Annotated in this window: 14 protein-coding genes and 1 pseudogene; 7 read left to right on the top strand and 8 right to left on the bottom strand. The window is 40.4% G+C overall.

Annotated elements, in window-relative coordinates; translation table 11 throughout:
- Positions 1-166 precede the first annotated feature (166 nt).
- Positions 167-1,162 carry an MBL fold metallo-hydrolase gene (locus BN8908_RS12955; protein ID WP_021989247.1) on the top strand — a complete coding sequence of 332 codons (996 nt, stop codon included), beginning with the start codon at positions 167-169 and terminating at the stop codon, positions 1,160-1,162.
- 174 nt (positions 1,163-1,336) lie between these two features.
- Here BN8908_RS12955 and BN8908_RS12950 read toward each other — a convergent pair whose 3' ends face one another.
- The 7 genes and pseudogenes from BN8908_RS12950 to BN8908_RS12920 form a co-directional block, all read right to left on the bottom strand.
- Entirely contained in the window at positions 1,337-1,864 is a 528-nt protein-coding gene (locus BN8908_RS12950; RefSeq protein ID WP_068691010.1) for a chromate transporter, read from the bottom strand.
- Complete coding sequence (locus tag BN8908_RS12945; RefSeq protein WP_021989245.1) at positions 1,861-2,409, bottom strand: chromate transporter; 549 nt, start codon at positions 2,407-2,409, stop codon at positions 1,861-1,863. The genes BN8908_RS12950 and BN8908_RS12945 overlap by 4 nt, the downstream gene beginning before the upstream one ends.
- Positions 2,410-2,717: 308 nt before the next feature.
- Positions 2,718-3,227, bottom strand: coding sequence for a hypothetical protein (locus BN8908_RS12940; RefSeq protein WP_068691007.1), 510 nt, complete (start codon positions 3,225-3,227; stop codon positions 2,718-2,720).
- A 135-nt stretch (positions 3,228-3,362) separates the two neighbouring features.
- Positions 3,363-3,458: pseudogene (locus tag BN8908_RS19175) on the bottom strand (chromate transporter); the annotation flags it as partial.
- Positions 3,459-3,734: 276 nt separating this feature from the next.
- Positions 3,735-4,151 carry a hypothetical protein gene (locus BN8908_RS12930; RefSeq protein WP_068691003.1) on the bottom strand — a complete coding sequence of 139 codons (417 nt, stop codon included), beginning with the start codon at positions 4,149-4,151 and terminating at the stop codon, positions 3,735-3,737.
- A 2-nt stretch (positions 4,152-4,153) separates the two neighbouring features.
- Positions 4,154-5,245 (bottom strand): RHS repeat-associated core domain-containing protein, encoded by a 1,092-nt coding sequence (locus BN8908_RS18825; protein ID WP_148453329.1) that lies wholly within the window; start codon positions 5,243-5,245, stop codon positions 4,154-4,156.
- 5 nt (positions 5,246-5,250) lie between these two features.
- Complete coding sequence (locus BN8908_RS12920) at positions 5,251-6,348, bottom strand: hypothetical protein (protein ID WP_068691000.1); 1,098 nt, start codon at positions 6,346-6,348, stop codon at positions 5,251-5,253.
- Between the two features lie 219 nt (positions 6,349-6,567).
- Between BN8908_RS12920 and BN8908_RS12915 the strand changes: the two genes are divergently transcribed.
- Together BN8908_RS12915 and BN8908_RS12910 are read left to right on the top strand one after the other, a co-directional pair.
- Entirely contained in the window at positions 6,568-7,071 is a 504-nt protein-coding gene (locus tag BN8908_RS12915; protein WP_068690998.1) for a hypothetical protein, read from the top strand.
- 34 nt (positions 7,072-7,105) lie between these two features.
- Positions 7,106-8,392 carry a peroxiredoxin family protein gene (locus BN8908_RS12910; protein WP_068690996.1) on the top strand — a complete coding sequence of 429 codons (1,287 nt, stop codon included), beginning with the start codon at positions 7,106-7,108 and terminating at the stop codon, positions 8,390-8,392.
- Between the two features lie 106 nt (positions 8,393-8,498).
- On the opposite strand, the gene BN8908_RS12905 is transcribed toward BN8908_RS12910, so the two are convergent.
- Positions 8,499-9,044, bottom strand: coding sequence for a cupin domain-containing protein (locus tag BN8908_RS12905; RefSeq protein ID WP_068690994.1), 546 nt, complete (start codon positions 9,042-9,044; stop codon positions 8,499-8,501).
- A 297-nt stretch (positions 9,045-9,341) separates the two neighbouring features.
- Between BN8908_RS12905 and BN8908_RS12900 the strand changes: the two genes are divergently transcribed.
- From BN8908_RS12900 to BN8908_RS12885, 4 genes are all read left to right on the top strand, one after another.
- Positions 9,342-9,611: a hypothetical protein gene (locus BN8908_RS12900; RefSeq protein WP_148453327.1), complete on the top strand. Its 270-nt coding sequence runs from the start codon at positions 9,342-9,344 to the stop codon at positions 9,609-9,611.
- 592 nt (positions 9,612-10,203) lie between these two features.
- Complete coding sequence (locus BN8908_RS18585) at positions 10,204-10,350, top strand: hypothetical protein (protein WP_154670138.1); 147 nt, start codon at positions 10,204-10,206, stop codon at positions 10,348-10,350.
- A gap of 582 nt (positions 10,351-10,932) precedes the next feature.
- Complete coding sequence (locus tag BN8908_RS12890; RefSeq protein WP_068690988.1) at positions 10,933-11,535, top strand: hypothetical protein; 603 nt, start codon at positions 10,933-10,935, stop codon at positions 11,533-11,535.
- 7 nt (positions 11,536-11,542) lie between these two features.
- The gene (locus BN8908_RS12885) at positions 11,543-11,914 is read left to right on the top strand and encodes a hypothetical protein (RefSeq protein ID WP_068690986.1); all 372 of its coding nucleotides are present in this window, start codon (positions 11,543-11,545) and stop codon (positions 11,912-11,914) included.
- Positions 11,915-12,266: the final 352 nt, after the last annotated feature.

Raw genomic sequence — 12,266 nt, 5'->3', positions numbered from 1 at the left:
CATAAATCGTAAATCTACAATTCCCCCCCTGCTGCCAACCGCCCTTGCGCCTGGTTTTTTCCGGCGGGAAAGCTCTTTGTGAGAAATTTAATTTTTTTTATATTGTGATAACTCGGAATACTCCCGTCGGCTGTCTATTTTTGTATCGTTAAATGATTGAACGAAAATGGGGGAACATATATCTTTCCGGAAAAACGAAGGACTGCTTACTGTAAAGCCATATTGGCGGGGAAATCCGGTTGTAAGGGGGCGTTTTGTCAATCGCCAGCACCGGGCTGCAACCGGCATCGGGAACGTCCTCAAATGGCGTTTGTCACTCAATCCCCAGCGCAAGGAGAAGCGCCGCGAAAAATGGGATCCCCGGATGAACTACCTCCACTCCCTCGAAAATATAAAAGGCGATTCGCTGGTGTGGTTGGGGCACAATTCTTTTTTTATGCAGTTCGGCGGCAAGCGGCTCATGTTCGATCCCGTGTTCGGCAACATTCCTTTTGTGCGTCGCCGCAGCAAGTTGCCTGTCGACCCTTCGGTGTTTAAAAATATCGACTACCTGCTTATCAGCCACGATCATTTCGATCATATGGATAAAAAAAGCATTACTCTTCTGTACCGGAACAATCCGGAGATGAAATTGTTCTGCGGATTGGGCACCGGCAGCCTGGTAAAAAGCTGGTTCCCGGAAATGGAGGTCATCGAGGCCGGATGGTACCAGCAGATCGAGGACAACGGCTTGAAAATAACCTTCCTGCCATCCCAGCATTGGAGCAAACGCTCTGTACACGACGGCGGGCAGCGCCTTTGGGGGGCTTTTATGTTGCAGGCCAACGGTTTGTCGGTGTATTACAGCGGAGACACTGGCTATTCCAGGCATTTTACGGAGATACCCGAGCTTTTCGGTGCGCCCGATTATGCGCTTTTGGGTATCGGGGCCTACAAACCGCGCTGGTTTATGCAGCCCAACCACATCTCTCCCTACGATTCGCTGACGGCATCGGCCGAAATGAATGCCCGGGTAACGATCCCCATGCACTACGGCACTTTCGACCTGTCGGACGAACCGTTGAGCGATCCGCCCAAAGTGTTTGCCGAAGAAGCCCGCAAACGCAATATCCCCGTTGCTATTCCTGCATTGGGAGAAATTGTTCCGTTGAAAAAAGGATAGAGGTTTGGATATACGGTTTACGGTTGCTGATTTTTGATTGGCGGAGAGAAAAGTATAACGTCAGAAAAGCAGAGGGGCGCCGGAGTTAAAAATCCGGTAAACCTTTTCAGGAGTAATTATTCTCTGAACGGCTTCCCCGCTGAAACCGTAAACCAATAACCGCACGCCCTTTTTTTACCAGTACAAAATCACGCCGGCCACTCCGGCCATACAGATCATCAGGATGGGGTGTACCTTGTATCTCCACGTCAGGTAAAAGGCGGCCGCAAAAATCAGGACACTTTTGTAATCGATAAAATTCTCGCCGTTCATCATAATCAGGGCAGCGGCGGCAATCAGCCCTACCGTCATCGGCCGCAGGCCCGTAAAAGCGGCAGCTACGTATTTGTTCTTTTTAAACCTGGCAAAAAAGAATGAAATCAGCAACACCAGCAGGAAAGAGGGGAGGCATACTGCAATCGTGGCGATAACCGATCCCCATACATTGCCTGTCACCATATAGCCGATGTAAGTGGCGCTGTTGATACCGATGGGGCCGGGTGTCATCTGCGAGATCGCGACCACGTCGGTAAATTCCTGCAACGACAGCCAGTGGTGCTTATCCACCACCTCATACTGGATAAGCGACAGCATGGCATATCCGCCACCGAAGCCGAAAAGGCCGATTTTCAGGTACACACACCACAAATGCCAGTAAATCATCCTTTGTCCTTTCTGATTTTATCCTTGATCCAAAACGTATAGGCCAGTCCTCCGGCAATCCCTGCCAGCACGATATAGGCGGGCGACACCCCGGCCTTCCAGATCAGCACGGCCCCTGCCAGCGGGAAGATGAGTTCCGCCCGTTTCAGTTTTACAGCCTGGGCTGCCGTAATACAGGGCACCAGGATCAGGGCCACCACTGCCGGGCGTATGCCGTTGAAAACCTTCATCACCCATACATTGTCCTGAAAGCGGTTAAAAAACAGGGCAATTGCCAGTATGATAAAAAAAGAGGGCAGTATGGTGCCCAGGGCGCAAACAATGCTCCCTTTCACCCGTTTCAGCTTAAAGCCCACGAATATCGAAATATTCACCGCGAAAATTCCCGGCAGCGACTGGGTTACGGCAAACAGGTCTATAAAATCCTGTTTGTTCAGCCATCCCCGGTTCACCACCTCCCGTTCGATCAGCGGGATCATGGCATATCCTCCGCCGATGGTAAACATCCCGATCTTGACAAATGTTATGAAAAGCCTCCAGTACATGCTGTTTTCTTAAATCCGCCGGTGTATCTGCGGCCGCACCCGATAATGGCGCAAAGATAGGGAAAATGAAGCAAAAGCCCTTGTAAACGGGCGGCTAATTCCTGCCGGACAAAAAAAGATGTTTTCGGTTGTAAAAAAATAAAAATACATTTATCTTATCCCAGGAGTATGATATGAAAAATATGACGCAGATATTAATGTTTATCATATCCATGTTATTGTCAGCATTCATTTTGAAAGGCAAAGCCGCCAAAAAACTCCTCCCGAAAAGAAAAGCCCCGCATTTGCAGGGCAATTTCTTTGATAAATTACTTTTCAGTTAAAAAAATACTCGGTAATTTAAAAAAATATTTTTCATCAATTTGTATTTTTAAATACTGTTCAACTTCTTTCTTCTTTATAAGAACAATTCTTCCTTGATAAAGATTTGATTTTATGTCTGTTTTGGCAATGAAATAGGAAAACGTTTTACCTGCTGTAATATTTTTAATAAATGAGTATCCTATATTAATTGGTCCCTCGTCTAATAAGTTTTCATACATCATTTCAATCAGGCTGAAATCGCCTTTCCTCTTTTTAAAAAAATCCTGTATCAATTCGATGTTTGATTTGTTATTTGTCGGAACTAATGACACCCAAGTTAAATAATCTTCGTTTGAGTTATTTGTTATTTGGTAATTATCTATTATTTGGGTTTGTTCAGTAATCCCATTGAAATAGCAAAACGAGATGGTGTCGATATGTATTTGACATTGAGCATTTAAATCCATAGCGCAAAACAGAAAAGTCGAAAAAAATATGTAAATTATTGTTTTCATCTCTCTCGCATATTTTTAATAGTTTCTTTTTTAGAATTCAGAAGAAAAAAATCCCTTTCCCGGTATTCCTCCGGAAGCCGTAACATGTATTCCCGGTTCGAAAAATCCGCAGCTGCACTATAGCAATATCGGCATTACCACCTCCCGTTCGGTAAGCGGGATCATGGCATATCCTCCGCCGATGGTAAACATCCCGGTCTTGACAAATGTTATAAAAAGCCTCCGGTACACGCTGTTTTCTTTAGTCCGCCGGCCTATCTGCGGCCGCACCCGATAATGGCGCAAAGATAGGGAAAATGAAGCAAAAGCCCTTGTAAACGGGCGGCTAATTCCTGCCGGACAAAAAAAGATGCTTTCGGTTGTTAAAAAATAAAAATACATTTATCTTATCCCAGGAGTCTCAGTAGTATGATATGAAAAATATGACGCAGATATTAATGTTTATCATATCCATGTTATTGTCAGCATTCATTTGGGTGAAGCCGGAGTAGATATTTCACTGATGAGTCATTTTGATTTAATCCGATTTTGGTGGATAATTTTAAAATCGGTTTTTTCAAATTTAATAATCATGGACTGTTTATTGGGGCCTTTGATATCTACTTCACAAAACAAGTCATGTTTTTTTTCATACAGTCTAAATCTGTATTTATGCTTGTTTCTGCGATTAGTTTTAAAATGCCTGAATTTACAACTCAATGAATCACGATAAGTAATAGTCCAATCATTCTCGCCATACTCATTGGGTATTGAATGATAAACGCCATCGCTATAGATAGGTTGTTTGAGGATGTTAGGGGGCATTGTGACCTTAATATTAAAATTTTTCGGATTTAAATCCCCAAAATCTATATTTATTTTATTTTGGTATCTGCACGAACTGAAACACCCGATGATGGTTACTATATTTATTAGTTTTTTCATGTCTATCTATTTTGAAAAGCACTCCTGATCTTGCGTCCATTTTGATATACATTCATTGGATTGGCGGGTGGATATGAGCCGGGTAAAAACCAATGAGATTGTACTCCTTGTCCTGGATTTCCCCCAACCATATATGTATTTCCGATACCATAGCCATACCCTAATGTTCTGGCCATATTTGTGCTTCTATAGAAAGGATTGTTGGATGGATAAGACGATGTCTGTTGTCCCCAGACGTTCACGCCATTAAAATTATCTAAATTAGATATATTCCGTGCGAAAGAACCAATATATTTCCCTCCATAAGTATCATTACCTGTATTACAACCATAAAAGCCCATATTTGCATCGCTATTTTTCCAGTTAAAGTTAATGTTGCTCCATCCTTCAAGTGACATCTGACCTCCCATACCATATTCGCCGGAACTAGTCACATCTCCGATAGGACCATCCCAGCCTGCATGTGACCAAATTCCTGCTTCTGCCGTTTTACCGTATTGATCACTATAACTGCTTACAGCCCAATTGACCATATCTCCAATCAGACCGATGTCACTGACCCCTATCATTATAACCTTGTCTGTTTTTGTATTAAAATTTTTGTTGGATTGTATCTCTTGCATTCTGGTTTCTGCAGCAGCTCTGAACATTTTATCATCAGTAGTATAAAATAACATATATACATCTTCTCCATAAGGGTCAATAAACCTTAATGGATTATTCAGACAATAGGCATACGGCGAGAACGGGTAATACTTTTCTGCTTTAGGATCTGGAGTCAACCATGCTCTTTCGGCATCGGTAAGCTGTTTTTCACCAATCACTTTGCCTGCCCTATCAAAGAACATAACAATACCTGTTCGGGTATTGTGCTCCAATCTTGCTATAGGCGAGTCCGCGGCCGTATTCTCAATCACAAACACAGCATCGGTAACTTTACTCGTAGCGGATTTGCCATTTTCCCCCTTTTCTCCAAGTACATATGTCTTACCAAAGATAGCATAAGGATTCTTATGCTCAAAATTTTGAGCGAAAGAAATAGTGCTGACGCATATTGTTACAACAATTAGTACTGAAAGTGTAATCATTTTCATAACTTTTAAGGTTTTAGGTTTGTCTTTTTATCTGCTTCAAGAAGTTTGTTTGTTGTTTTCTCAATTTTCTGTTCACTCATTCCCTGCTGTTTCATTGCCTGTATGCTACCATTTAATAGTTCGCGATAGGTAGAGTCACTCATATCCTTATAGCCAAGCTTCTGGAGTCGGTCGTTGTACTCATACCACTGATTGTCTATTGATTTAGCATAGGCGTCCATAACCTTGCCGTTCGACTTGAGATAATTTATCAGCTTTATATTGATGGCATTACACATATTGATAAGCGCACTGATATTCTGAGGGAAATATTCCAGAGCCTTTTCAATAGTCAGAGAAACAAAGCTGTCGTAGTCATTATATTTTCGCTGATAGCTCAATGTTAAATCGGTCAGTAGAAGAGCAACAGTCTCCTTATCCGACAGTGGATTCATATAGACTTTATTGCGAATCATCTCGTCGGTAATTCCGAAATGTTCAATATAAAACACCTCGCGGGATAAGGATTGGGTTGTTAGCTCGACGTTTCGCCACTGATTAGGATCAGTTTCGTGTTGGTGTCGTACAAACAAGTGTTGCGGAGCAAGAGTGAGATATGCCTCTGCGCCGATGGCTTCTGCAAGGATTTTGTAATAAGTTGGCAATGAACGGCACTGTCCGGAGTGAGTGCGCATAACTTTAGTTACAAAGTAGTTATTTAAATCCTCTGTTGCACTGATATCGTTAAAATCGTATGTAAATGGTTTGTTCCTGTTCATCGGATATGGTCGGGCAAAATATTCGAACAATGCGACGTTTTTACCTGTTGGAATTTGGTCGAGGTGGTTTGCAGAGATGAATTGATTAATTGCTTCGGCTGCTGAATCTATTTGCCTGCAGTAGGTTTCATAATCTGGTTTACCGTCAAGGTAAGCCCATTCTGTTAAGAATACGGCTCGTTTGATTGACAAAGGCTTTTTACCTTCAAGCATATCGGCAAATTCGTGATAAGCATTGTTGAAGTTTAAGTCTGTACTGACTTTTTCACGTTGAACTTGTGCTGATACGCCCACCCCGAATGAACAGAGTACAATAGACAGTATAATTTTCTTGACAACATTCATTGTATTAGTGTTTTGTGTTTTATACAAAGTTAATAGCGATAAAGTGAAAATCAAAGAAAATAAATCTTACAAAGATATGTGTTATGTATTGTGAATCAGTAATATAAAAATAATAAATCTTACAATTAAAATACAGAGCAAAATATCGAGCGAGAAATGAGCCGTAGAATATATTTTTAGGAAAAATAGTTATACCTTTGATATACAAGAACAATTGTTATGCATAAAAATCAACCCATCAAAAAAGAGTTTCTGGATATTATTCGGAGATTAGTAGGTTTGTCTTATAGATATTCAGGCAATAAGGAACTTTTCTACAAGAAGTTCACGGATCTTGTTCATATTGATGAACTGAAACGGCTTCGTATTATTGATCCTGATACATTGGAACCGGACAATAAAAATATCGACAAACTTAACCCTGAAGAGCTGGAGGTTTACTGCTTGATGTGTTATGGATTTAAGGCTCACGAAATTAATGTTATTTGCAGGCACAAAAGTATCAATTCGACTTATGTCAAGCAGTATAGAGTTCGTAAAAAACTCGGAGGAGCGGCTTCGCCTGAAATAGTGCTTGTCATGTCGGTAACATGTATTTTAATATATTTGCTGGTAACTGTATTAAATTCAATCCAGCCTGGTTTTGTAAGTGATTTTTATCACAATATATCTGATTGCGTTTGCGTTGTGTTAAATTGGGTGCATAATATTTTCTGGGCATAGTACGGGTTGTGTAAAACATTATATAAATCATAATATGAAAAATTGCATTATACTGTTTATCTTCGCTTGCCTGGCAGGTTGCACAGGGAGGCAGCAGGCGGATACGGATGTCATCCGTCTGACGCTTACAAAATCGCAGGACACGGTTTCGCGTCCGCGTTCGGCCAGCGGATTCCTTTCAGAAGAAAAAAATCCCTTTCCCAGTATTCATCCTGAAACCGTAACACGTATTCCCGGTTGGAAAAATTCGCAATTGTATTATAACGATATCGACTTTCCGCAGCTCCTGTTCCAGGCGTATAAGGCCGGGCGGGTCAGCCAGGAACTCTGTATGGAATATTTCAGGGGATGGGGAAGGGATACCAATTCTTGTTCCCCTGTCGAACGCAAAGGCTATTTCGCCCTGTTGACGGGAGAAGGTGAGGACGGTTTGGAATATGTTGTGGCCGACGGTAATGGGAACTTCGACTTTACCGACGACCGGGTGCAACCCCTCTCCGCTGCCACTTCCCCGGTAAAAGTTGTCTTCGAGCGATTCGACGGCAACCGCCCTGTAACCGATTCGTCCTGGATCCTTCCCAAGCGGCTGTCCGGTGATGAAGCTTTTTTGTACGTACAATACCGGGAAAAAACAGAAACAACCTTCTCTCTGGAGGGGAAAAACTATATTTGCCGGATGATCCCTTCCGGCCTGCAATACGGGGAACAACGCACATCGATCGAATGTGAGTCGTCCGACACCCTGCTTAAATGTGCGCCCAATGAATATCTGAAACTGGGCGATGCCTATTACAAAGCCGACAGCGTCGGCGACGACGGCCGCTACCTTCGTTTGTCCCGCGTAAAGGATACGGCGTCGATGGCCGGCACTCAGGTCGGTTTCCCGCCTATTCCTTTCACCGTTACGGCCACTGATGGGCGCATCCTTCGTTTCCCCGGGGATTTCAAGGGTAAATATGTCTTGCTTGATTTCTGGGCAACCACCTGCGGCCCTTGCCGCGATGAAATCCGGAATGTCTATCCCGCTCTTTACGAGCGCTACAAAGCACAGGGATTTGAAATTCTGGGCATAGCCGCCGACAATGCTGCCGATATTGCCGCTTTCAGCCGCACCGTTCCCCTGCCGTGGCCTGTCGTCGCCGAACGCGACCAGCAGACGAAACCCGGCCGGCTGTACAACATCAACGGCTATCCTTCCCTTTTCCTGATCTCTCCCGGGGGGCGTATTCTCTATAAGGGCGATATCCTCCGGGGCGAAATCCTCAAAATGATTCTGGACAGGATATTTAAACCGGAACAGCCGAAAACCGAACGGCTGTGATAATTTACGATTGCTGATTTACGCTTCCTCTTTTTTGCAGGGAGGGATGGCGGGTATAATCAACAATCGTAAATCATAAATCTAAAATCTTCTGAATGCCGGCAAACTACACCTCTTCATATTTCAGCCCTTTCAGTGCATCGTCCGAATAGATATGCAGGCTGTGGGCGGTTTTGCTCAGGCAGGTAATACGGTGGATGTGGTTGGTAAATTTCCCGGCTTCGCCGATGGCGTAGAGCCCCGATTGTCCGGTGATATGGAGTTGTTGTACGGGGTGGGCGCCTGTTCCGCGAGGTTCGAATATTTCCACCAAAAACTCGCCGTCGGCAAACGTGTATCCGGCAAACTGCGGGTGGCTGTGAATGGCTGTCCGGTTGCCCTTTTTCCAGCACATCACAATGGCTTCCCATCCTGTTCCGGCATCCCTGCCGATATAGTCCCTCACATACGTTTCGTCCGAAAACCGGTTAAACCCGCCCAGGTCGTGTTCCTCCACAAATCCCAGGGCATATGCTTTAATCTGTTCTCCCAGGGGGGCGCCTATCTCTTTGCCCTCCACCAGTTGCAACAGCCCTTCCATAAACCCTCCGTATCCGTTGCTCACCACCCGTTCACCCCCGAAATCTTCCGCCAATGTTTTGTTTGTTTCCATAGATTCTGTTTTTTGTAAAATTACTCCGATTCCACTTTCCTTACAGGTGTATTAATACCTATTTCCCGGGGAGACAAATGCGGATTTTCAAATGCGGAGAGATTTTGTTTGTTGGTGCAAAAACGGTAAAAAGGGATTTTATGTTATATAAAGTTTAAATTTCTTTTGGGGTGGTAATTTTAGATTGAAAAGGTTGCTTCTTATTGTACATTAAAAACTATTGGGAGACATATCTCACAAGACTATTTTCACTTTTAGAAAACATATATCGGTATTTGGGCATTTAATATTACTGAAATGTTTTTTAAAGTTTATTTTTCCGTATCAATAGTAAGTTATTTAATGGAATATATACCTGCAAATTTGGAAAATGGACCAATAATCCGAAATAGAAAAACAGATAAAAAAATAAAAAATACTGTCCGATTGAATGATAATCGTTCGGTAGCAATAAGCCAAAGAAAAATAATTCAATTACTTACGGCTAAACGCTATTTTAAGGCACAAAAAGGAAATCTTGCAGATATAAGTAAAAAAAGCAACCTTATGTTTTCAAACCGAAAGTAATTACTGATGGCATACCGGATAATGCCATAGGAGATGACGGATTTTCAACATTTGAACCTGGATTTTCTGCTTCCCGAACATCATGGCACTATGATGTAAAATTTGAAATAGATAATAGTTCTGACGTTGCACATGGTCCCGTCACGGATTTGGCAGGTTATTATGGGCATGACACAGGAATCTCAATTGCACCCGGACATTGGTCAATTAATAAAACTCCTGATAAGCCTGAAAACACCGGAGATGTAAGTGATTTAAGGACATATTCGTCCGGTAAAATAGAAATAAATGATGAATATAACGGTCATACGAAGCGAGAAGATCCTAAAAATCTAGGTATTTATAAATAACACTTTACCTCGTCCCCGTGTGTTTCAAATATGAAAGGGTTGAGTTGTATTAAAATTTGTTGTAACTTGTGAATGTTAACCCAAATAATCTGGAAATGAAAAGGCCGGAGATTTAGAAGAGTGTCTCCTGCCTCGGATGGAAAGTGGAGGTGATACCCCGTTGTGTGAGCCATCTGTCTGAGTAGGCAGTTAGTGGGTGGGGAATGAACCGTATTCACATCTGCTGTGCCGTGGGCAATTAGGTGAGTAATGTTATTCCTCAGCGCCTGGTTTTTACTCTGAAAGATACCGAACGCGAAGGCGAGTTGTTGGCAGATGGTAAGTATGCGGATATCAATATATATAGTATTCTGAAAAGAGAGGTGGAAAGCTGGAAATTTAATATATAGCTCCCGAAACACTAGGAAACTTCCCTTTGCCTTCAGGTTATCCATGAGATTTGTTTGGCTATGGTGGTGGTTTTGATTATTGTGTTTTTATGTGAAGATTTTGGATAATCTTAGATCAGTATCTTTTGTACTTTATCTATATTTTGTTAAAAATAATCTTTCCGCAATCGTTTTAAATATTCGCAATAGAGAATATCGGGAAATATTACCTTTACCAATTGTAGTCTTTCCAGATTTGAGACAAAAAGGAATGAACTTACTTTTAGCTTAAAATGAATAAAAGTTTATTATTTTTTTCTTAGTAGCTAAAAGAAGATTGAAAAAAATGTCTGTTTGTAGGGAATGATGATAGGAATATATAAATGTAAGTTATTTGTTTTTAATGTGTTCGTTTTTAACATGAAAAACAAATAATGAAGTTTTACAAACAAATCTTGCAAAAAAAGAAAATTGTCTATATTTTTAAAGTGACTTAATATTCAAAACATATTTGAGAGATTTTCGTTTATAAATAAAAAACTTTATGTTCTGTTTGTTTTAGATTTATTTATTACTTTTGCAGTTCTTTAAATCATTTAGTTTATGTCTGATATTCAAGAAAAATATAGTTTAGATACTTATAATAATTATCTGAAAAAATTGAGAAAAGCTATTGCAGATAATAGCTCTGACCCTATTTTGAATGATAGTCCTATTCATGCCGCTATGGTTATGGGGGTTATTTTGGATCATTCAAAAGAAGTTAGCATGTATTGTGGTAGATTTGCTATATTTAGAGATGATTTTAAGAAAATTATTGACGATTGTATAAAGGAGAAGGTTAATGTAGGTGAAGCTAAATTTGACCCTTTACAAGATTTGCGGGAGAGTTTGAAGACTTTTTTAGAAAAAGGGGGATATTTTGAAGTTGTTTTGGAGAAGAATGAACCTGATTTGAAAAATGAGCCTATCTGGGATATATTGAAAGCGTATCTTGGTAAGCAAGTTAAAATCCGTTTAGCAAATCCAGATGCCATTTATAAAGATGCTTATCATTTTTTTGTAGGAGATAAGAAAATGTATAGGCGAGAAAGTGATCCTACTGAAAGGACTGCAATTTGTTGTTTTAATAATGTGGAGAAAGCAAATGTTTTATTAGAACGTTTTGACCAATTAGTAACCGGGTCGCGTATTTTATATTCCTGATTTTGTAATGTGTGCTACTTTTTTAGGTGATAGCCAAACTTTTTTTGGAGTTTTGGTAACATTGACTGTTGTTTGTCTTTTTTTAGATCAAAATAATTTTATTGTTGAATTTCTGAAGAATATTCAAGATGTATTTGTAAAAAAAATAGCGGATATGCATCAGGATATTGTTTCAAAAACAAAAGTTTCTTGGGGTAAAAATACTGATAAGCAAAATAAAACTTTTGAATTTTATTATAAAAATGCAGAAGGAAATGATGAACTTTTGATGAAAGGTCTTACAATAGTTGATAACATTGAATTTGCACGACAACAATCTGAAAATAATATAACATCTATTGATGCAGATACAATATGGGAACTCTTCAATATAAGGTAATTCTTCGTCTATTTTATAATTAAATTGTTTCTTTTTTGGAGTTATCGTGAAAATATTATTGGGATTACAACCATAAACAAAGAAATAGTAATTATTTAAAACAAAATACCCCATTGCATTTTCATCAATATATGGTTTCTCATCAGCTTCCATGCCTATTTCATAAATACATTCGTCATTCTTTTTTTCAATTTTCATTATGAAATAACTATATGTCATATCTTTAATTTTGGGGCATTTTTTCTCAAATACTAAAGAGTCGAATGTTGATAAAAAAGAACTATCTTTAATTATCAACTCATTAATAGTATATGAAAAATGTTGTTTCGGTACAATTAAGCTCTGTGATTGA

It is taken from the genome of Culturomica massiliensis (genome assembly GCF_900091655.1).
Lineage (GTDB): Bacteria > Bacteroidota > Bacteroidia > Bacteroidales > Marinifilaceae > Culturomica > Culturomica massiliensis.
Note: the sequence above shows the minus strand (reverse complement) of the source record. Positions and strands in the feature narration are given on the sequence as shown.

Coding starts and splice junctions, on each gene's coding strand:
- BN8908_RS12920 (WP_068691000.1), bottom strand. CDS start 6,348: ATGAATGTTGTCAAGAAAATTATACTGTCTATTGTACTCTGTTCATTC.
- BN8908_RS12890 (WP_068690988.1), top strand. CDS start 10,933: ATGTCTGATATTCAAGAAAAATATAGTTTAGATACTTATAATAATTAT.
- BN8908_RS12955 (WP_021989247.1), top strand. CDS start 167: ATGGGGGAACATATATCTTTCCGGAAAAACGAAGGACTGCTTACTGTA.
- BN8908_RS12945 (WP_021989245.1), bottom strand. CDS start 2,409: ATGTACTGGAGGCTTTTCATAACATTTGTCAAGATCGGGATGTTTACC.
- BN8908_RS12950 (WP_068691010.1), bottom strand. CDS start 1,864: ATGATTTACTGGCATTTGTGGTGTGTGTACCTGAAAATCGGCCTTTTC.
- BN8908_RS12915 (WP_068690998.1), top strand. CDS start 6,568: ATGCATAAAAATCAACCCATCAAAAAAGAGTTTCTGGATATTATTCGG.
- BN8908_RS12910 (WP_068690996.1), top strand. CDS start 7,106: ATGAAAAATTGCATTATACTGTTTATCTTCGCTTGCCTGGCAGGTTGC.
- BN8908_RS18825 (WP_148453329.1), bottom strand. CDS start 5,245: ATGAAAATGATTACACTTTCAGTACTAATTGTTGTAACAATATGCGTC.
- BN8908_RS12900 (WP_148453327.1), top strand. CDS start 9,342: ATGTTTTTTAAAGTTTATTTTTCCGTATCAATAGTAAGTTATTTAATG.
- BN8908_RS12930 (WP_068691003.1), bottom strand. CDS start 4,151: ATGAAAAAACTAATAAATATAGTAACCATCATCGGGTGTTTCAGTTCG.
- BN8908_RS12940 (WP_068691007.1), bottom strand. CDS start 3,227: ATGAAAACAATAATTTACATATTTTTTTCGACTTTTCTGTTTTGCGCT.
- BN8908_RS12905 (WP_068690994.1), bottom strand. CDS start 9,044: ATGGAAACAAACAAAACATTGGCGGAAGATTTCGGGGGTGAACGGGTG.
- BN8908_RS12885 (WP_068690986.1), top strand. CDS start 11,543: ATGTGTGCTACTTTTTTAGGTGATAGCCAAACTTTTTTTGGAGTTTTG.